A 19,429-nucleotide genomic window follows, 5' to 3' on the forward strand; every position below is an offset into this window, starting at 1 on the left:
GGCTGCCGCGCCGCGCCGCGCCGCCGGGCCGGCATCCCGAGGGTCGGATGGGCGACGCTCCAGGCCGCGGCCTTGCAGATCAGCTCCTTGTAGAGCGCGGCGGTCCGCCCGGTCAGGGCCGAGCGCACGGCGGTGTCGTCCGCGGTGACGTACTGGATGAGCCCGTCCCCGCGGCCCAGCGAGATGCACTGGTGGAAGTAGCGCAGACCCACCGTCGGCACCTTGGTTCCGCTCAGCCGGGCGGCGAGCGCGTCGGCGGCCTGCCAGGCCATCGGGACGCCCGAGGCGCACGACATGCGCAGCGGCTTGTCGGCGTCACCGATCGCGAAGGCCGCGTCGCCGATCGCGTACACGTCCGGGTGGGAGCGCGAGCGCATCGTGCGGTCGACCGCGATCTGCCCGGTCTCCGTGACCTCCAGCGTGGTGGCCTTCGCGACCGGGTGGACCGCGAACCCGGTCGTCCACACGGTGACCGCGGCCGGGACGGAGGCGGACACGGGAGCCTCGGCGCCGTCACCGTCCGTGCCGGTGGTCCGGGCCGTGCGGATCCGGTCCGCGCCGACCTCGGTGACCTCGGTGTTCTCGTGCACCGTGATGCCGAGCCGGTCGGCGGCCCCGCGCAGGTGGGCGCGGCCCTTGTCGGAGAGCCAGTCACCGAACGCGCCCCGCACGACCAGGGCGACGTCCAGATCGGGGCGCGCCTCGGCGATCTCCGTGGCGGCCTCGATACCGGTCAGGCCGCCGCCGACCACGACGACGGGCTCCCCGGCCCGCAGCCCCGCGAGCCGCTCGCGCAGCCGCAGCGCTCCGGGGCGGCTCGCGACCTCGTGGGCGTGCTCGGCGACACCCGGGACGCCGTGGTCGGCCCACTGGCTGCCGAGGGCGTAGACGAGCGTGTCGTACGACAGCTCCGTACGGGCGTCGGCCGCGTCCGCCCCGGTCCGCGTGACCGTGACCGTCTTGCGGTCCACGTCCACCGCCGTGACCCGCGCGAGCCGCACCTCCACACCCGTGCCGGCGAACATCCGCTCGAACGGCCGGGTCTTCAGCTCCTGCCCGGCCGCGAGCTGGTGCATACGGACGCGCTCCACGAAGTCGGGCTCGGCGTTGACGAGGGTGATGGCGACGTCCTCGCGGCGCAGCCGCTTGGCGATGCGTCCGGCCGCGACGGCACCCGTGTAGCCGGCGCCGAGAACGATGATGCGATGCCGCGTGTCCTGCATGTCCGTACTCCTGACTCGACCGACCAGCCGACCGGCCCGACGTGTTCTTCCCGTCCGACCAATCTGACTCTTCGCTTCCGCGTACGCCTCTTGAACCGGGCAGCGAGCCGTTTCCTGACACGAGTACGCGCCGTGTGAACCAATTCACACGGCGCGCTGCTCAGCACGTGTCGCTCAGAACCTGACGACCAGCGGCTCCCCACGGTCGCCGCCGTCCCCCGCCCACCGCCGCGTCACCCGCTCCAGCTTGTCGGGGTTGGCCTGGCTGCGGATCGCGGCGATGCCGTCGGGGCCCACTTGCAGGCACATGATGGTGACGACCCGGCCGTCCGCGACCGCCACGACGGCCGGTTCGCTGTTGGCGGTCGTGGCGTACAGCTCGACGGACTCCCCGACGAGGTCGCGCTTGGCCCTGCCGGGCAGGAACAGGCCCCGCATGAACGTGGCCACCGCCCGGATGCCCTCGAACGCCTTCGTCCGCGCCGGGACCTTCCCACCGCCGTCGCCGACCGCGATGGCGTCCTGCGTGAGCAGCGCCACGAGCGGTTCGGTCCGGCCGCTGGTGGCCGCCGCCAGGAACTCGTCGACGACGCGGCGGGCGGCCACCTCGTCGACGTCCGTACGCGCCTTGCCGACCGCGACATGCTTCTTCGCCCGGTGGAAGATCTGCTGGCTCGCGGACTCCGACAGGTCGAGGATCTCGGCGATCTCCCGGTGCGAGTACGCGAACGCCTCGCGCAGCACGTACACCGCCCGCTCGCTCGGCGTCAGCCGTTCCAGCAGGGTCATGACGGCGTACGAGACCGACTCGCGCTGCTCGGCCGTGTCCGCGGGGCCGAGCATCGGGTCGCCCTCGACCAGCGGCTCGGGCAGCCACTGCCCCACGTACGTCTCGCGGCGGGCGCGGGCCGAAGTGAGCTGGTTGAGGCACAAGTTGGTGAGCACCTTGGTCAGCCACGCCTCGGGCACGTCGATGCGGTCCACCTCGGCGGCCTGCCAGCGCAGAAACGTCTCCTGCGCGGCGTCCTCCGCCTCGCTCGCCGACCCGAGCAGCCGGTAGGCGATGGCTTCGAGCCGGGGGCGCGCCGCCTCGAACCGGTCGATGTCGGCCTCTGTCAGCATGCCCGGGACACGCCGTTCGCCACCGCGCGCACGAAGCCGCCGAGGGCGCTGCGGGCGTCGGTCGGATCCGGAGTGCTGCCCATGACGTTCCTCCAGTACGCGCTTGATCATTCGCGCTGAATCCTCACGGAGAGCGCGGCCCCCCGCAAGCCAGCGTAACCAAGGATGCGCCCGCTACCGCCGGGGTAATCGCGCGTCACGCTCCCGTGTGACTACGTTTCAGCCATGCCCGCGTTGGGATTCGCCCATCTTCGCGAACGCCGCCACCATCCCGACATCGTCGAGTACTTGGAGCGTATCCAGGACACGCTCGAACCGTTCCACGGCCGGTTCACCACCCGTACGAGCGCCGCCGTCGACGGCGAGCTGGGCCTCGGGTTCGTGCCCTGCCCCTGCGAACTGCCCGCTACCGACGCCGCCTGACGTCCGTCGCCACCGCGCGGTTCCGACCCGGCCACCCGTGCTGGACGGCCAGCGTCGTCAGATGCGCGGCGACCGCCGCGAGCACGATGAGCGGCATCTGGTCGTGCGCGTCCTTGCCGAGCAGCAGCGCCGCCAGGATCGCCCCGCACAGCGGCAGGCCGAGGACGGACGCCGCGGCGGCGGAGAGGCCGAGGGCCAGGGCCGGAGTCGCTCCGAGACCCGGCAGGGCGGCGCAGGCCAGGGCCGTGGCCGAGCCGAGCAGGAGGGCGGGGAAGACCGGGCCGCCGCGCATGCTGCCCAGACACACGGCCCAGGCGAGCCCCTTGCAGAGGACGAGGGCGAGCAGCACCGCCACCGACCGGGCCCCCGGATGCGCGGCGAGGTCGCCGAGCATCGCCTGCCCCGAGAGCGCGGCCTCCTCCGGCGTACGCCCGGTGAGCAGCCCGTACGCGGCGAGGCAGACGCCCACCGCCACGGCGCACCCCAGCGTGCGGAGCATCGTGGCGGGGCCGTGGTCGTCGTGGTACGTCCAGCGCGCGGTGACGCGTCCGAGTCGCCGTACGAGGGTGATGGCCGCCGCGATGAGCACGGCGAGCGGGATGCCCCACAGGAAGTCGCCCACGTCGGGGGTGGTGCTGGGCGGCACCGTCGGAAGGCCCAGGCCGCCGATCGTCAGGCCCGTCCAGCGGCCGAACCCGGTGAAGACGAGCGCGCCCGCCGCGCTCGCGGCCAGGCACGGCAGAAGCAGCAGGGCCAGGCGTGCCCCGGCCAGACCGGCCACCTCCACGATGAGCACCGCCGCCACCAGCGGGCCGCCGAGGATCGTGGAGATCGCGGCGGTGGAACCGGCGGTCGCGACGACGTGCACGGTCCGTGGATCGCGGGCCGCCGCCGCGCCGACCCGCTGCGCCCCGAACAGCGCGAGCCCGCTGCCGAGCGCCATGAGCGGCCCCTCGGGACCGAGCACGACACCGAACGGCAGCCCCGACAGGGACGCCAGGACGACGCCGGGCAGCTCGACGGGGCCCAGCGGCGCCCCGCCGAGCCCGTCGACCGGCAGGTGCCCGCCGTGGCCCGGCATCCGGACCACGACCTGCCCGATCAGCAGTCCGGCGAGCGCCAGCGTGGGCAGCGGCCACCACCAGGGCGCCTCGTCGTGCCCGAGGTCCCTGGGCAGGACCGTCCAGATCCCGTGTTCGAGCCAGTGCTGGAACCCGACGAAGAAGAAGCACGCGAGCGCGATGGGCACGCCGATGAGCACGGTCAGCACGAGCACGCGCAGGTAGCGGCCGCTGAGGAGGAGCCGGACCGGGGCGATCTCCGGAGAGGCCGGGGGGACCGGCTCTGACTCGTTCGCGGCCATGCCGCCATCCAACGCCGTACGCCCCCGGCGCCGCGCGCGGCACTGCGCCGAACGGGGGCGTTCGCACCGGCATCACCCGTACGGCCCACCCCGATGGCCGCGTACCCGCCCGCACGGTCCCCTGAGGACAGCACGGTGCGAGGCGCGGGGAGGCGGGGCGACGGTGCACCGAGATCGTCCCCCGTCTCCTCGCGCCGTTGTCCGCCAACCCGAGGGAGAGCCGACTTGATCCGTACCGCTCGAACCGCCCGTACCCGCGCCGCCCTCGCCGCCGTCGCCCTGCTCACCGGTCTCGCGACCGCGTGCGGCGACGACGGCGGGGGCGGGAGCGGGGGCAGGCCCGACCCGATGCGCGGCCGGCAATGGGCGCTGACGTCGCTGAAGCTCCCCGGCGCCTGGGGCCGGTCGAAGGGCGACGACACGGTCATCGCGATCGTCGACAGCGGCGTTGACCTCGACCACCCGGACCTCAAGGGCCGTCTCGTCGCCGGTTACGACTTCGTCGACCACGACGACAAGCCGAACGACGAGTACGGTCACGGCACCCACGTCGCCGGGATCGCCGCCGCCCACACCGACAACGGCGTCGGCATCGCGGGCGGGGCGCCGGGGGCGAAAATCATGCCCGTACGGGTCATGGGCGCGGACGGCACCGGCAGCAAGGCGGACATCACCAAGGGCATCGTGTGGGCGGCCGACCACGGCGCCGACGTCATCAACCTGTCCCTCGGCGAGGGCCCGTTGATGTCGAACCTGCTGCGGGGCGGCATCCTCAACCAGGCCATCCAGCACGCCCACGACAAGGGCGCGGTCGTCGTCGCGGCGGCCGGTAACGACAGCTCCCGCACCCAGCCGTACAAGATCGGCACCCCGGTCGTCGTCGTCAACGCCAGCGACCAGAACGGCAACCCGGCTTCCTTCAGCAACTTCGGCGCGCAGAACGCCGTTTCGGCGCCGGGGGTCGGCATCCTCTCCACCCTTCCCACGTACCCGGTCGCGCTGACGGAGAAGGACGGCAACACCTCCGGCTACGGCGAGCTCGACGGCACGTCGATGGCGGCCCCGTACGTGTCGGCGATCGCCGCTCTCCTGCACCACGAGGGCGTGAAGCCGGACGACATCATCAAGGACATCCGGGACACCGCGAAGAATCCCCGCAGCCGCCCGCGCCTGGGCCTGGGCGTGGTGGACGCGCAGGCGGCGGTGAACAAGGCCGGCGAGGACGGCTGAGCGATGGCGGGGAGCGTCGACACGGCCACGGTCCACCGGATGACCGGCGCGCTGTTCATCGAACGGGACCCGGGCTCCCCCAGCTCCACCCGCTTCTGGGGCCTGCTCGTCCTCGCGTCGGTCATCGCGAGCGCCGGAGTCGTCGGCGACTCGACGGCGACGGTCATCGGCGCGATGATCGTCGCGCCGCTGATGACACCGATCCTCGGCAGCGCCCTCGCGCTCGTCCTCGCCGACCGCTCGCAGGTGGTGCGGTGCGCGCTGCTCGTGCTCGGCGGGGCGCTGGCGGTGATCGCGGTCGGCATGGTGCTCGGCTGGATCGCCGCGCCGCCCGACGACTTCGCCTCCAACAGCCAGGTCGCCTCGCGGATCAGCCCGCGCCTCATCGACCTGCTGGCCGCCCTGGCGACGGGCACGGTGGGCGCGTTCGCGCTGGTGCGCTCCGACATCTCCGACGCGCTGCCCGGCGTCGCCATCGCCATCTCGCTGGTGCCGCCGCTCTCGGTGACGGGGCTGCTGCTCACCGTCGGCCGGTACCACGACGCGAGCGAGTCGGCGCTGCTGTTCGCGACGAACGTCGCCGCGATCGTGGCGACCGGCACGGTGGTGTTCCTGGTGTACGGGCTCCGGGCGGCGGCCCAGGGCTCCGGGTACGCGGTGGGCCGCTTCCACGGCAGCACGCTCGTCGCGGTCGGCGTGGTGGTGGTGCTGGTCGCCGTACCGCTGACGACCGGCACGATCTCCGTCACCCGTGACCGCGTACTGGCCGCCGACGCCCGCCCGGTCGCGCAGAAGTGGGCGTCGGCGGGCAACTGGCAGATCGCGTCGGTGGAGGCCCGCGACGGAGTCGTGGTCGTCGGCGTCCTCGGCCTGCCGCCGCAGCCCGCCCCGACCGCGCTGCGCGCCGCGCTCGACCGGGGCGGCATGGCCGACGCCGACCTTGAGCTCCACCTGGTGGGCGGGCGCACGCACTGGTGCCCGGCGGGCGGGACGACGTGCACGGTACGGGAACCGAGCTTCGGCTGACCCGCCGTCGTGGCCGGGCGCGTGGTTCACCGCGCCCCTGAGGTGCGGGCACTTCGTGCGCACCTCATCGGGGAAGGCACGGCGAAGCCGCATGCCTCAGCGGCCCGGGACTGTGCCGACTCGCGGCTCCGTCGCGTGGGCGCGAGGCCGGGCCACCGGCCCGCGCCCGCCGACGAAGGCGCGGGCCCTACGGCGCCTGCGCGGGCAACCGCTCCAGCAGCGCGGCGAAATCCGTCGCGGGCGGCAACGTGCCGAAAGCCAGCCCCTGGTCACCGGCGAGCCGCGTCGCGCAGAACGTGTCCGCGACGGCGGCCGGCGCATGCCGCACGAGCAGCGAACCTTGCAGCACCAGCGCCGCCCGCTCGATGACGCGGCGGGCCCGCAGCGGGGCGTCGTCGGCGCGGGCGAGCTCCGTGAGCTCGCCTCGCAGCTCCCGCCAGGCGGCGTCGAGCCGCGCGTCCGCGCCGCCCGCCGCCTCCACCTCCGTACGGAACGCTTCCAGGGACTCGGGTTCGCGGGCCAGGGCGCGCAGCAGGTCGAGGGCGTTGACGTTCCCCGAGCCCTCCCAGATGCCGTTGAGCGGCGCTTCCCGGTACAGCCGGGGCATGCCCGACGCCTCGTCGTAGCCGTTCCCGCCCAGACACTCCAACGCCTCGGCGACGAAAGCGGGTTGCCGCTTGCACACCCAGTACTTGGAGACGGCGGTGGCCAGCCGCAGGAACGCCCGCTCACCGGCGTCGCCGCGCTGGGCCCGGTCGGCGGCACCGGCGAGACGCAGGGCGAGCGTCGTGGCGGCCTCGGACTCCAGACCCAGGTCGGCCAGGACGTTGCGCATCAGCGGCTGGTCGACGAGCTTGGCGCCGAAGACCGAGCGGTGCCGGGTGTGGTGCGCGGCCTGGGCGAGAGCCTCCCGCATGTGCCCGGCGGAGCCGAGTACGCAGTCGAGCCGGGTCATCGTCACCATCTCGATGATGGTCCGTACGCCCTTGCCCTGCGCCCCGACGAGCCACGCCACGGTGTCGTCGAACTCGGGCTCGCTGCTGGCGTTGGAACGGTTGCCGAGCTTGTCCTTGAGCCGCTGGATGCGGAACGTGTTGCGGCTGCCGTCGGGCAGGACGCGCGGCACCAGGAAGCAGGACAGGCCCCCTTCTCCCCTGCCGGGGGCCGCCTGCGCGAGGACCAGGAAGACGTCGTTCATCGGGGCACTGGTGAACCACTTGTGCCCGCGCAACCGCCAGGTCCCGTCGGCGAGTTCGGTCGCGGACGTCGTGTTGGCCCGCACATCGGTGCCGCCCTGCTTCTCGGTCATGCCCATCCCCGCGAGCAGCCCGCGCTTGTCGGCGGGGGTGCGCAGGCCGGGATCGTAGGTGCGGCTGGTGAGCAGCGGCTCGTACGTCTTGGCCAGCTCGGGGGAGTGGCGCAGGGCGGGGACGACGGCGTACGTCATGGAGACCGGACACATGTGGCCCTGCTCGACCATGGTGGCCACCATGAACGTCGCGGCGCGCGCCACGTGCGCGCCGGGCCGTTCGTCCGCCCAGGCGGAACCGGCGGCGCCCGCGCCCACGGTGGCGGTCATCAGCGAGTGGTAGGCCGGGTGGAAGTCGACCTCGTCGACGCGGTTGCCGTACCGGTCGTGGGTGCGCAGCTCCGGCTCGTGGCGGTTGGCCTGCTCGGCCCAGGCGCGCGCCTCCTCGCCGCCGGCGTACCGCCCGAAGGCGTGCAGGTCGTCGAGGTGCCAGGCGGCTCCCTCGCGGCGCACGCCGTCCAGGAGCACGGCGTCGTCGGCGGGGTCGTGGCCGGTCAACGGCGGGGCCTGGTTGGTGACTTCGTGCGTGACGAAGCCGGAGCCGGAGCCGGGGCCTGTGCGGGGCATGGTGCCTCCTACGGGGTACGGGGAGAGCGGGCGGAGGGACGTCGGCCGGGCCGGGCGCCCGCGCAGCGCAGGGCCATGGCGGTGAGTTCGGCCAGGAGTACGTCGGTGGCGTCGGCGTCGTGCGCGGCGAGCGGGTCGACCAGCACCTCGCCCACGGCGCCGGTGAGCGCGGCGGCGGTGATCTCCCCGTCCTGCGGCGGCAGCAGACCGGCGGCCATGCCCTCGCGGACGACCTCGGCGAACAGCTCCCGGTAGCGGCGCCGGAACACGAGCCGCTCGGCACCGACGGCCGGTTCGGCGGGGGCGGCGAGCAGGGCGTGGGCGAGACCACGGTTCTCCAGTGCGCGCCGGGCGAACACCCGCACCGCGCTCTCCAGCCGCTCGACGGGGTCACCGCTCCCGTGCACCACCTGCCCGAGCACCTCCACCTCCCGCCCGGCGGCCCGCCGGAACACCTCGACGGCGAGCGCGGCCTTGGACGGGAAGTGCTGGTACACCGACCCGGCCGCGATGCCCGCCGCGTCGGCCACGGCGGTCACGGACGCCTGCGCCCAGCCGACCTCCGCCACGACGGTGGTCGCACAGGCGACCAGGCGCTCACGGGCGGCTTCGAGACGGCTGAGCTCTGCGGGTGTCTTGCGGTAGGCCACGACAAGAAGTGAACCATCATTCATCCCTTCACGCCATGGGCGGGCCCGCACCGGACGGCCGACAATGCCCGGCATGAAGCACACTGCGCGTGTCGCCGCCCACGCGGCCGTCGGGTCCCGGCTGTCCCTGCTGAGCGACCGGCGGCTGGCGGATGCCGTGGCGGGCGCGCCGACGGCGGGCGCCGGGATCGGTGGACGGTCCGGGGAGCTGGACGTGGGCGGCGTACGGGTCTTCGTCAAGCGGGTGCCGTTGACCGATGTCGAGCTGCGGCCCCGGTGGCTGCGGTCGACCGCCAACCTGTTCGGGCTGCCGCCGCACTACCAGTACGGGGTGGGGTCCGCCGGTTTCGGTGCCTGGCGCGAGCTGGCCGCTCACGCGCTGACGACCGGGTGGGTGCTGGAGGGGGCCTGGGCCGGGTTTCCGTTGCTCCACCACTGGCGGGTGTTGCCCGACACCCCGCCGGACGGTTTCGTCGACGAGTTCGGGGGCGTCGAGGGAGCCGTCGCGCACTGGGACGGGTCACCGAGCGTGCGGCGGCGCCTGGAGGCCATCGGCGGGTCCTCCTTCAGTCTGGTGCTCTTCCTCGAACACCTCCCGCGGACACTCGCCGACTGGCTCGGTGATCTTCGTACGGCTTGCGGCGCCGACGCCGGGGCGTGGGCCCGCGGGTGTGCGTGGGTCGAGGACGAGCTGGTACGCGGGACCGAGTTCATGAGCGCGCGCGGGATGGTGCACTTCGACACGCACTTCCACAACCTTCTCACCGACGGCCACCGCGTGTACTTCGCCGACTTCGGTCTCGCGTCGAGCCGCGACTTCGAACTCTGCGCGCGCGAGCGGGCGTTCCTGGCCGGCCACCTCGTGTACGACCGGAGCTACGCGCCCAGTCATCTGCTCCGCCACCACCTGCCCGAGGACGTGCGGGGCGGGCGCGAGCACGGGGCGTTTCTGCGGGAATGGGCGCGGGGGCGGCGGCCCGACGGCGTTCCGCCCGAGATCGGCGCGCTGGTCGAGCGGCACGTCCGGCACGCCGTCGTTCTCGACGACTTTCACCGTCGGCTGCTCCACCAGAGCAGGACGACGCCCTTTCCGGCGGCGGCGGTGCGGCGGGCTCTCGGCGACAGCGCGTCGCTCACGAGTTGAGGATGTGCGCCTTCTCCGCGGCGAACTCCTCTTCCGTCAGGAGACCTTGACCCTTCAGGTCGGCGAGCGCCTTGAGCTGGGAGACGCGGTCCATCGGGCGGTCCGTCGCCTCGCGTTCCACGTCGCGGCGGGCCATGCCGCGCTCCACACGGCTGCCGACGGCCGTCGCCGTACCGGAGATGACCGCCGTGCGGACTACGGTGCCAAGGAGGCCGGGGCGGCCGATGCGTCGAGGCATGCCGTTCCTCTCTCTTCCGTGTGCGGCTCGTCCGTAGACGGCTCTTCCACTTGCGGTTCTTTCGGCTGCTCGGTGTCGGCTCTTCGCAGCTCGGCTCTTCGGCTCTTCGGCTCTTCGGCTCTTCGGCTCTTCGCAGCTCGGCTCTTCAGTGGTCGGCTCTTCGGCTCTTCGGCTATTCGGTGTTCGGTGTTCGGTGTTCGGCTAGTCGGTGTTCAGCGCCGCCACCGCCGCCACCACCGCCTCGCGCGGCACGCGTTCCAGCAGGCGTACCTCGCCCTGTGACTGCCGCACCGCCGTCGCAAGGCGCGCCGCCCACGTGTTCTCCCAGGCCACGACTAGCGCCGACGAGTCGGCGGGGAGTTCGGCCGCCACCGCCTTCAGGTCGTCGTCGCTGAGCAGGTCGAACTGCGCCTCGACGACCTGCTGGAAGGCTTCCGACGCCGGCTCGTCGCCCAGTTCCACCATCTCGACCGTGCCGTCCGCCGACTTCCGTACGAAGCTGAGGTCCAGGATGCGTACGGTGCCGTTCTTCTGCAGTTCGCGCAGGGCGGGGGCGATGTCGCCGTTGAACCGGTTGCCCTCGAAGGCGACCACCGCGACGTCGACCGGGCCGAGGGTGTCGGCGTTGAGGCCGCTGGCACTGGGCACGTGGGGCCACCTCCTATGAAGCGCGTTCCGGTCAAAACCGATCATAAGGTCACCAAGTCTCCGTGTCCTGCTCCTCCTCTTCCCCTTGCTCGGGCCCCGCCCCCGCCGCCGTCGCCGCCGTCGCCGACACCGACGCCCGCAAGCGCATCCCCACCAGCGGGAACACCAGCACCGAGATCATCGCCGCCCCCACCAGCGCCGCCGCCTCCCCCTGCCGCACCGTGCCCTCGTCCAGGCCGATCGTCGTGATGGCGACGACCAGCGGCAGGCACGTGGAGGAGTAGACCGTCAGGGCTCGGCGGCTTGGCCCGGTGAGGTCGCGGGGGGCCAGGGCGTACGCCGGCAGGCCCCGTACGGCCAGGAACAGCACCAGGAACACCGGGAGCAGGAACAGCGAACGGCCGCCCTCAAGCAGCGCCTTCAGGTCGAACTGGATGCCGGTCACGATGTAGAAGAGCGGGACGAGGAAGCCGAAGCCCATCGCCTCCACCTTGGCCAGGACCTCGTCGCTGCTCTCCGGGGCCGCGCCCTGGAGCACGAGCCGCGTCAGCATCCCGGCGGCGAAGGCGCCGAGCAGCACGTCCAGGTCGAACACCTCCGACAGCGCCAGCATCGCGACGAGCAGCAGCATCACGAACCGCACCGCGAACTGCGCGCTCGTGTGCAGCGTCGTCCGGATCAGGTGGCTGAACCACGGCGGCCGCGGGCGCAGCGCCCAGAAGACCGCGCCCGCCGTGATCGCGGCGAACACCATGAGGACGACCGTCGAGACCCCGGGGTCGCGTCCGCTGAGCAGCACCGCCATCGCGATGATCGGGCCGAACTCCCCCGCCGCCCCGAACGCCGTCGCCACCATGCCGAACCGGCCCTCCAGGTCGCCGCTGTCCCGCAGGATGGGCAGCACCGTGCCGAGCGCCGTACTGGTCAGCGCCGTGCCGACGATGACCGTACGGGCGAGGTCCGCGCCGGTCAGGGCCAGCGCCACGCCCAGGCCGAGGGCGAGCGAGATCAGCCAGGCCGACACCGAACGGCGCAGCGTGTCACCGCGGATGGCGTCGAACCGGATCTCGTAACCCGCCAGGAAGATCAGCATCGACAGGCCGAGGTGGGAGAGGGCGTCGATCACGTCACCCGTCTTCGCCAGGCCGAGCGCGTCCGGGCCGATGACGATGCCGAGGACGATCTCGAAGATGACGACGGGCACGCGCAGCCCCGCGCGGTGGCGGACCGCGTGGGCGAGCAGCGGCGCCAGTACGGCGACCGCCATGATCAGGATGAGTGTCGCCGCCTGCCCCATGACCCGACGTTCCGCCGTACGGGCGCCTCGCGCATGCGCGGGCGGGCTGTACGGGTGACGGTGTCGGGGTGAGCGGTACCGAACCAGGCGGCGAACCGGGCGGCGAACCGGGCGGCGAACCAGGCCGCGAGCGGAGCGGCGAACGAAACGGTGAGCACGGCGGCGAGCAAAGCCGCGACCGGGCCGAGCGGCACGGCGGCAAGCAAAGCGGCGACCAGACCGAGGGCCACGGCGGCAAGCAAAGCCACGGCCGGGCCGAGCGGCACGGTGGCATGCAAAGCGGCGAGCAAAGCGGCGACCGGGCCGAGGGGCACGGCGGGGCGCGGGCCTTCCGGTGGCACCGGCCCGCTCTCCTCGCGGCGGGCGCGGCCGTGGCGACCGCCGCGTACTTCGTGCTTCCGCTGCACGCGTTCGGGGCGCGCCGGCCGCTGCTGAGCTGGCTGGTGCTCGGCGCCGCGCTCGGGCTCGTCGCGGCGGGGCTGCTCGCGCAGGTCAGGTACGTGCTCACGGGCCGCGGCCGCGCCGGTCCCGTCGGGTGGAACATCGCCGGACTGATGTGCCTGACGGTGCTGCTGTTCTCGGCCGCGTACTACGTCCTCGCGCGCAGTCCCGGCGAGTTCGTCGGGCTGCGCACGCGCGTCGACGCGTTGTACTTCACCCTCGTCACGCTCGCCACGGTCGGCTACGGGGACATCACGCCGAGCGGGCAGTCGGCACGCCTGGTGGCCGTCGTCCAGATCCTTTACAGCTTCGTCTTCCTCACCGCCGGGGCCACCGCGCTCTCACAGCACCTGCGCGGCAGGCTGTTGCACCGAAAATAGCTACGGGGGCCGAATAGTTCGGTGTCCGATGTATCGTGAGGGGCATGGCCACCGACATGACACCGCGCGAGTCGTCCCATCGGCGGCAGTCCGACGCGCCCCGACGGCCCGGCCTGCTCCGCCTCCTCACGGTCGAGCGCGCCCGGCCCGACGCCGTGCGCTCGCGGCCCGACGCGTGGTGGCTCGCGGTCGGGACCGTCTGCTTCGGCGCGTTCATGGGGCAGCTCGACGCGAGCATCGTGACGCTCACCTACGGCAGCCTGCGCGACGACTTCCACACCTCCCTCGCCGCCGTCGAGTGGGTCTCCCTCGCCTACCTGCTCACGCTCGTCGCGCTCCTCGTCCCGGCCGGACGACTCGCCGACGCGTACGGGCGCAAGCTCATGTACCTGTACGGCTTCGCGGTGTTCACGCTCGCCTCCGCCGCCTGCGGCCTCGCCTGGTCGCTGGGCGCGCTGGTCGGGTTCCGGGTGCTGCAAGCGGCCGGCGCGGCCATGATGCAGTCCAACAGCGTGGCCCTCGTGACCACCAGCGCGCCGCGCGAACGGATGCGGGCCGCCCTCGGCGTACAGGCCGCCGCGCAGGCGCTCGGACTCGCCCTCGGGCCGACCGTGGGCGGCGCCCTGGTGTCCACCCTCGGCTGGCCGTGGGTGTTCTGGGTGAACGTGCCGGTGGGCGTCGTCGCTCTCGTCGGCGGCCACTACCTCCTGCCGCGCACCCGGGCCCGTACGAGCGTCTCCGACTTCGACCGGGCCGGGCTCGGACTGCTGGCCGTGGCCACCACCGGCCTTCTGCTCGGCGTCTCCGCCGCGTCCGGGCTTCCCGTGCCCGGATGGGGCGTGGGCGCGCTCTTCGCGGTGAGCGCGGCGGCGGCCGTCGGGTTCGTGCGGCGACAGCGGCGGGCCGCCGCGCCCCTGCTCGACCTGGCGCTGCTGCGGGTGCGGGCGGTGGCGTACGGGCTCGTGGGCGCCATGAGCGGGTATCTGGTGCTGTTCGGCCCGCTGGTGCTCGTGCCCGTCGTACTGACCGCCGGCGGGTCCGGCGAGCTGACGGCGGGGCTCGCGCTCACCGCGCTGCCCGCCGGGTTCGCGGTGGCCGCGACCGGCGGGGACCGGATGCTGCCGCGCTCCCTGGGCGACCGGGGGCGGTGCCTGACCGGGGCCTCGGTGTTCGCCCTCGCCATGGGGGCGCTGGTGGTCGTACCGCTGACCGTGGGCGGGCTCGTGCCGGTGCTCGCGGCGGCCGGGCTCGGGCTCGGCACCTTCACCCCGGCCAACAACACGATGATCATGGGCTCGATCCCCGCGTGCTCCTCGGGCACGGGGGGCGGACTCGTCAACATGACGCGGGGCCTCGGCACGGCACTCGGCGTGGCCCTGGTGACCCTGGCGCTGCATCTGGCGGGGAGCGGCCCCGGCGACGTGACGACCGGGGCGCGGTGGGCGGCGGCCATGCTCGTGGCGGCTTCAGGGGTGGCGGTGGTGTCGGCGTGGCTGAGTACGGGACGGCGGGAGCGGCTGTCACGCTGATCCGGCCCACCGGCCCTCCACCTCGCCGCCCCTCCGGCCCGCCGCCCCTCTCCATCCAGGGTGCGGACAGCCGTCCGCACTCCGATACGCCCCGGCTACCCTGACGCCATGTCTGCGCAGCCCCGCCCCGACGGTCCCGACGCCCGGCGGCTCACCGAGGCCGTGACCCGGCTGCGCCGCGCGCTGCGTGCCTCCATCCGCACCGACTACCCGTGGGAGACGCTTCCCATGGCGCAGGTCGAGCTGCTGCAAGTACTCGGCAAGCACTCCCCCAGCCGCGTCAGCGACCTCGCCGCGCGCCAGCGCCTCGCGCCCAGCACGGTCAGCGGGCTCATCGGCCAGATGATCAACGCCGGGCTCGTCGCCCGCGGCGTCGACCCCGCCGACCGCCGCGCCTCCGTCGTCACCCTCACCGACTCCGGCCGCGACCAGCTCGCCGCCTGGACCGCCGCGCACGAGCGCCGCCTCGCCGGAGCGCTCGACGCCCTCGACGACGACGCCCGCGCCGCCATCACGGGCGCCCTGCCCGCCCTCTTCCAACTCGCCGAGAACCTCGGCGAACCGCTCGACGACGAGACGTAGTCGGCCCCCGCGGCAACGACCAGCAGCGCGCACGCGACTCAGCCGTGGACGGTCTGCTTCACGCCGTCCTTGGTGGTGATGTCCACGGACATGCGCCACCTCGTGCGCTTGCCGACCGTCACGGTGACCCGGTCCGCGAGTCGCCTCCCGTGCAAATCCTTCGCCTTGGTACTGGCGCCGTACGTGGCACTGTCGTCGCAGCCGGCGACCTCGGCCCGCATGCCCGTTCCACTGGTGACCGTGACACCGCCAGGCCCGAGACAGTCGTAGCGAACGCCCAGTTCGGCGATCCGGTCGACGGCAACAGGCAGCTTGACCGCCCCGGGGCCGAGGTGACCGGGCGTCTTCTTTCCACTGTCGGGATGATCCGGGTCGGACACCGTCACCGATTTCGACGGACTGACCACAGGAGCCGTCGCAGTGGTCGGCTTTCCCGCTCCCCCGCACCCGGCGGCGGCCAGGAGGACGACGACTGGCAGTACGGCCAGTTGCTTTCCGCGCATGAGTTCTCCCCCGTGCCAGGCTTCACGGCCCGGCTCATTCTTCTCTTGTCGAGCGACCCTAGCGCCGACCGCCGTCAGCGTCCGAAGGGTTGAGCGAAACCTGAGGCATGGCGGCAGGCGGGACGCGCCACTGCCGCCGAACCCGGACAAAGACCCCCCATGAGGCGATACGCACACTTCCGCCCCACCCATTGCGTCGAGCCGCCGCGCCGTGCTGGAATCCAGCCACACCTACGGACCGGGATGCTCGTCAGTCCCGGGGCGGCCCGGGGCGCGAGGCCGAACGGCGGGGAGTGCCAGGTACGGCACGTACAGCAGGTACGGACGTACGGACGGCACTGGACGCCGGGCGTACGGGATCTTGTATCCGCGTACCCGCAGGAGAACCACCATGAGCAGCAACACGGGCAACCGCTACGTCCTCGGCCAGAACCAGTACGGCAAGGCCGAGAACCGCGTCGTCAAGATCACGCGCACCGGCAACGACGGCTCCTGGCACGAGATCCGCGACCTGAACGTGTCGGTCGCGCTGCGCGGCGAGTACCGCGACGTCCACCTGACCGGCGACAACGCCAACTGCCTGCCGACCGACACCACGAAGAACACGGTGTTCGCCTTCGCCAAGGAACACGGCATCGACTCGCCCGAGGCGTTCGCCATCCGCCTCGCCAAGCACTTCGTGCACTCCCAGGCCCCCATCCACGAGGCGCAGATCCGCGTCGAGGAGTACGCCTGGGACCGCATCCCGGTGCCGACCCGCCGCGACCAGCACTCCTTCGTCCGCAGCGGGCAGGAGGTGCGCACCGCGCAGGTCACGTACGGCGGCAACAGCGGCCGGCTCGAGGTCATCTCCGGCCTGAAGGAGCTGACCGTGCTGAACTCGACGAACTCCGAGTTCCACGGCTTCCTCAAGGACAAGTACACGACCCTCAAGGAGGCCCACGACCGCATCCTGGCGACCAAGGTCACCGGCCGCTGGGCGCACTCCGTCGTGGCGTCCGGGGACGAGGACTTCGACTGGGACCGGTCGTACAAGGACGTCAAGCGCCGACTGTTGGAGGCGTTCGCCGACACGTACAGCTACTCGCTCCAGCAGACGCTCAACCAGATGGCCGAGCGGGTCCTGGACGGCTGCCCGACGGTCAACGAGGTCCGCCTCAACCTGCCGAACAAGCACCACTTCCTCGTCGACCTGGACCCGTTCGGGCTCAAGAACGACAACGAGGTGTACTACGCCGCCGACCGGATGTACGGCCTCATCGAGGGCACGGTCCACCGCGACGGCGTGAGCCCGGTCATCGCGACGAGCGACTGGGTCACGGGCTGATCCGCCCGCCCGCCCGCCCCGGACACACCACCGGGCCCGCGCCCCGGCGAGGGGTGCGGGCCCGGTGGCCGTCGTTCAGTCACCCGGCCCCCGCCGACGACCGCGCGCGAAGCGCGGCCGGGCGGAGCGCGACCGTCGGGACGGTCAGGGCGTCGGGCGCGGCCAGGGCGGGAGGGGGCGGTTCTCGGCGTTCCACCGCGAGGCTTCGATCTCGGCACGCCACTGGGCTTCGGTGGGCCGTGTGTTGGCCCGGGTCCTCGTGGCGTGATCGAAGATGTACTTGCATGCCTCGGCCTCGCTCAGACCGACCGCGGTGAAGAACGGGCCGCTGCCACGCTCACCGGTCCAGGCCAGCCACCACGTCCCGTCAGGCAGCGGCGCCGCGATCTGCTGCTCGTCCCCCCAACTGCGCCCCAGCGCCTCATCGAAGCCGCCGAAATGCCAGCGGCCGCCCAGGCGCAGCTCGGGGTCACGCAGAACCTCGCGCAGCTCGCGCACGGTCATGGCAGGCTGCCCGGCCGCCTCTCGCTCGGCCCACACCCGCCGCCAGTACGCACGCACAGGACCACGTGTGGGCCACTCCCGGGCCGCCGCCTCCTCTTCCTCCTTCCAGTGACGCTCACGTTCGGCCTTCCACGCCGCCTTCTCCGCAGCGAACGGCGCACCGTCCGGGCGGGTCATCTCCCGGTAGAACACCTCGCACGCCTCCTCCTCGGAGTCGAACGTGCGCAGGGTTGTGGAAAACCCGTAGGTGACTTCCGCACCGCCGACGACCTCCCAGCTCCCGAGAACCTCCACCAGCCGCACGCCCTCGTCGTAGTCGGGCGACGGGCGACGGCTCTCGCCCTCCAGCCGGTACGCGCCGTCGTCGACGCCGGCGGCACGCAGCGCGGGCCGCAGCTCGGTGAGGTTCATCGGTCGAGGTCCTTGATGAAGTGGTGGTCCAACAGCCACTGGACGTTCATGGTCGCCTCTCCATCCTGCCGCCAGTTTCCCGGGAGCTTGAACTGGGTCCCCATGCCCGGCTGGCCGAAGCCGGGCGAGACCTTGCTGGCCGTGATGTCGCCGCTGGCCAGTTTGCCGCCCTTCACGTACTGGGCGGCCGTCTCCGGCGTCCAGTCCTTGACCCACACATACCGGTGGTATCCCTGGTGCAGGTTCTCCGGGGGCAGCGACCGTTCGGCGTAGGCGGTGCCCTCCGGTGCGAGCCACTGGCCCTTCTCGCCGCCGAACCGGTCCCACCTCTCGCCCGCCTTGGGCCAGACGGTGTGCTCGGTGCCGGCGACGGCGCCGCTGGGATCGTCCAGGGCCGTGCTCCAGTCCCAGGAGTCCGCGCTCTTGTCCCAGTACTTGCCGACGAACTCGGCCGGGGTGAGGTCGCCGTACGGCTGGTAGCCGTGCAGCAGCGCCATCACGTCCGGAGACAGGCCGCTGACCGACGGCAGGAGCTTGCCCTGGGCGGCGAGTTGCTTGACGAGTCCGCCGTAGGAGTTCTGCGCCTCGACGATGGTGTTGAGGACCGCGGCGGTCTGCTCCGACAGGTCGACGGCCTTGAGCCCCTTGTAGGCGTCGGCGATGCCGGTGCCGGTGCGCAGGGCCATGTCCAGGGCCTGCAGAGCGTGAAAGCCGTCGATCACCTTGGACGGCGGGATCAGGACCGAGGCGGCGAGCGCACAGTGTCCGACGCTGCCGCCGAGGACGCACTTGTCGACGTCGGCCTTGAAACCGTCCCACAGGGACTTGGCCACGGCGTCCAGCGCCGCGAGGGAGGGGTCCTCGACCTCCTTGGTGACGGTCTTGCTCTGCTGCACGGTCTTGCTGCCGACGAGGAAGCTGTCGGCGGCGGGGCAACCCGACGGGGTGGCCGGGGCGACCAGGTCGGCACAGTAGAAGAAGTCGACGGTCACGTTGTAGACGAGCGTGAACGTCTGCTTGCAGTAGTCGGAGCTGTACTCCTGGTACTGGCACTTGCCGGTCGGCTTGGCGGAGACCAGGGACGTGCGGGCCATGGCGAAGGTGTGCGGGACTCCGGTGCTCACGCCCTTGGCGATGGCGGTGGTGTCCTGGCTCTCCTCGGCCTTGGTCGCGGCGGCCTGAGCCTGCCGGGCCTGCTTCAGGGCGTCCTTGGCGGCCGTGGCGGCCGCCGTGGCGTCCTTGTCGGCCTGGGCCGCGGCCTTGCGCGCCGCGGTCGCGGCCGCCTCTGCGGTGGTGGCGGCCTGCTGGGCCGCCGTCGCGTCGGAGTCGGCTGCGGTGGCGGCGGAACGGGCCGCCGTGGCGTCGCCTTGGGCGGCGGCAGCGGCGGACTCGGCCAGGGCCTGGGAGGCGGCGGCCTGGTCCGCGTACCGGCGGGCCGAGGCGTCGGTGGCCTCGGTCTGGTCCGCGTACTGACGGGCCCGGTCCGCGCTGGCCAGGGCCTGGGCGGCGCTG

General features: G+C 72.8%; 19 protein-coding genes. 8 read left to right on the top strand and 11 right to left on the bottom strand.

Going from position 1 to position 19,429, the window contains the following annotated elements; genetic code table 11:
* Together OFY01_RS03370 and sigJ are read right to left on the bottom strand one after the other, a co-directional pair.
* Positions 1–1,223: NAD(P)/FAD-dependent oxidoreductase (locus tag OFY01_RS03370; RefSeq protein ID WP_266596136.1), on the bottom strand; the 1,223-nt coding region annotated here is incomplete at its 3' end.
* Positions 1,224–1,397: 174 nt separating this feature from the next.
* Positions 1,398–2,345, bottom strand: a complete 948-nt coding sequence (gene sigJ, locus OFY01_RS03375; RefSeq protein ID WP_266596138.1) for an RNA polymerase sigma factor SigJ — start codon at positions 2,343–2,345, stop codon at positions 1,398–1,400.
* A 225-nt stretch (positions 2,346–2,570) separates the two neighbouring features.
* Between sigJ and OFY01_RS32350 the strand changes: the two genes are divergently transcribed.
* Positions 2,571–2,768, top strand: a complete 198-nt coding sequence (locus tag OFY01_RS32350; protein ID WP_323135470.1) for a hypothetical protein — start codon at positions 2,571–2,573, stop codon at positions 2,766–2,768.
* Here the strand turns inward: OFY01_RS32350 and OFY01_RS03385 are convergent.
* On the bottom strand, positions 2,752–4,131 hold the full coding sequence (locus OFY01_RS03385; RefSeq protein WP_266596140.1) for a chloride channel protein: 1,380 nt from the start codon (positions 4,129–4,131) through the stop codon (positions 2,752–2,754). The genes OFY01_RS32350 and OFY01_RS03385 overlap by 17 nt on opposite strands.
* A 225-nt stretch (positions 4,132–4,356) precedes the next feature.
* Here OFY01_RS03385 and OFY01_RS03390 point away from each other — a divergent pair, with 225 nt between their 5' ends.
* Both OFY01_RS03390 and OFY01_RS03395 read left to right on the top strand, forming a co-directional pair.
* Entirely contained in the window at positions 4,357–5,361 is a 1,005-nt protein-coding gene (locus OFY01_RS03390; protein WP_266596142.1) for a S8 family peptidase, read from the top strand.
* 3 nt (positions 5,362–5,364) lie between these two features.
* A complete protein-coding gene (locus tag OFY01_RS03395) occupies positions 5,365–6,387 on the top strand; it encodes a DUF389 domain-containing protein (RefSeq protein ID WP_266596144.1) in 1,023 nt (340 codons plus the stop codon).
* A 187-nt stretch (positions 6,388–6,574) separates the two neighbouring features.
* Here OFY01_RS03395 and OFY01_RS03400 read toward each other — a convergent pair whose 3' ends face one another.
* Positions 6,575–8,263, bottom strand: coding sequence for an acyl-CoA dehydrogenase family protein (locus OFY01_RS03400; protein WP_266596146.1), 1,689 nt, complete (start codon positions 8,261–8,263; stop codon positions 6,575–6,577).
* 8 nt (positions 8,264–8,271) lie between these two features.
* Positions 8,272–8,913 (bottom strand): TetR/AcrR family transcriptional regulator, encoded by a 642-nt coding sequence (locus OFY01_RS03405; RefSeq protein ID WP_266596148.1) that lies wholly within the window; start codon positions 8,911–8,913, stop codon positions 8,272–8,274.
* A 73-nt stretch (positions 8,914–8,986) separates the two neighbouring features.
* Here OFY01_RS03405 and OFY01_RS03410 point away from each other — a divergent pair, with 73 nt between their 5' ends.
* Positions 8,987–10,057, top strand: coding sequence for a BUD32 family EKC/KEOPS complex subunit (locus OFY01_RS03410; RefSeq protein WP_407700270.1), 1,071 nt, complete (start codon positions 8,987–8,989; stop codon positions 10,055–10,057).
* Here the strand turns inward: OFY01_RS03410 and OFY01_RS03415 are convergent.
* The 3 genes from OFY01_RS03415 to OFY01_RS03425 form a co-directional block, all read right to left on the bottom strand.
* Positions 10,047–10,295, bottom strand: a complete 249-nt coding sequence (locus OFY01_RS03415) for an SHOCT domain-containing protein (RefSeq protein ID WP_266596152.1) — start codon at positions 10,293–10,295, stop codon at positions 10,047–10,049. The two genes, OFY01_RS03410 and OFY01_RS03415, sit on opposite strands and share 11 nt — an antisense overlap.
* Before the next feature lie 201 nt (positions 10,296–10,496).
* Positions 10,497–10,943, bottom strand: coding sequence for a DUF6325 family protein (locus tag OFY01_RS03420; RefSeq protein WP_266596154.1), 447 nt, complete (start codon positions 10,941–10,943; stop codon positions 10,497–10,499).
* A 49-nt stretch (positions 10,944–10,992) separates the two neighbouring features.
* Entirely contained in the window at positions 10,993–12,240 is a 1,248-nt protein-coding gene (locus OFY01_RS03425; RefSeq protein WP_266596156.1) for a cation:proton antiporter, read from the bottom strand.
* 68 nt (positions 12,241–12,308) lie between these two features.
* On the opposite strand from OFY01_RS03425, the gene OFY01_RS03430 reads away from it, so the two are divergent.
* The 3 genes from OFY01_RS03430 to OFY01_RS03440 all read left to right on the top strand — a co-directional run bounded on the left by OFY01_RS03430 (position 12,309) and on the right by OFY01_RS03440 (position 15,172).
* Positions 12,309–13,061 (top strand): potassium channel family protein, encoded by a 753-nt coding sequence (locus OFY01_RS03430; protein WP_266596158.1) that lies wholly within the window; start codon positions 12,309–12,311, stop codon positions 13,059–13,061.
* A 44-nt stretch (positions 13,062–13,105) separates the two neighbouring features.
* Positions 13,106–14,590, top strand: a complete 1,485-nt coding sequence (locus OFY01_RS03435; RefSeq protein ID WP_266596160.1) for an MFS transporter — start codon at positions 13,106–13,108, stop codon at positions 14,588–14,590.
* A 108-nt stretch (positions 14,591–14,698) separates the two neighbouring features.
* Entirely contained in the window at positions 14,699–15,172 is a 474-nt protein-coding gene (locus OFY01_RS03440) for a MarR family winged helix-turn-helix transcriptional regulator (protein ID WP_266596162.1), read from the top strand.
* 38 nt (positions 15,173–15,210) lie between these two features.
* On the opposite strand, the gene OFY01_RS03445 is transcribed toward OFY01_RS03440, so the two are convergent.
* Positions 15,211–15,675: a hypothetical protein gene (locus tag OFY01_RS03445; protein WP_266596164.1), complete on the bottom strand. Its 465-nt coding sequence runs from the start codon at positions 15,673–15,675 to the stop codon at positions 15,211–15,213.
* A gap of 391 nt (positions 15,676–16,066) precedes the next feature.
* Between OFY01_RS03445 and pucL the strand changes: the two genes are divergently transcribed.
* Positions 16,067–17,002, top strand: a complete 936-nt coding sequence (gene pucL, locus OFY01_RS03450; RefSeq protein ID WP_266596165.1) for a factor-independent urate hydroxylase — start codon at positions 16,067–16,069, stop codon at positions 17,000–17,002.
* 144 nt (positions 17,003–17,146) lie between these two features.
* Here pucL and OFY01_RS03455 read toward each other — a convergent pair whose 3' ends face one another.
* Together OFY01_RS03455 and OFY01_RS03460 are read right to left on the bottom strand one after the other, a co-directional pair.
* The gene (locus OFY01_RS03455) at positions 17,147–17,917 is read right to left on the bottom strand and encodes a hypothetical protein (protein ID WP_266596167.1); all 771 of its coding nucleotides are present in this window, start codon (positions 17,915–17,917) and stop codon (positions 17,147–17,149) included.
* Positions 17,914–19,429 (bottom strand): TNT domain-containing protein (locus OFY01_RS03460; protein WP_266596168.1); only part of this gene is annotated, 1,516 nt, incomplete at its 5' end. The genes OFY01_RS03460 and OFY01_RS03455, both read right to left, overlap by 4 nt.

It is taken from the genome of Streptomyces beihaiensis, from assembly GCF_026274175.1.
GTDB classification, from domain to species: Bacteria; Actinomycetota; Actinomycetes; order Streptomycetales; family Streptomycetaceae; genus Streptomyces; species Streptomyces beihaiensis.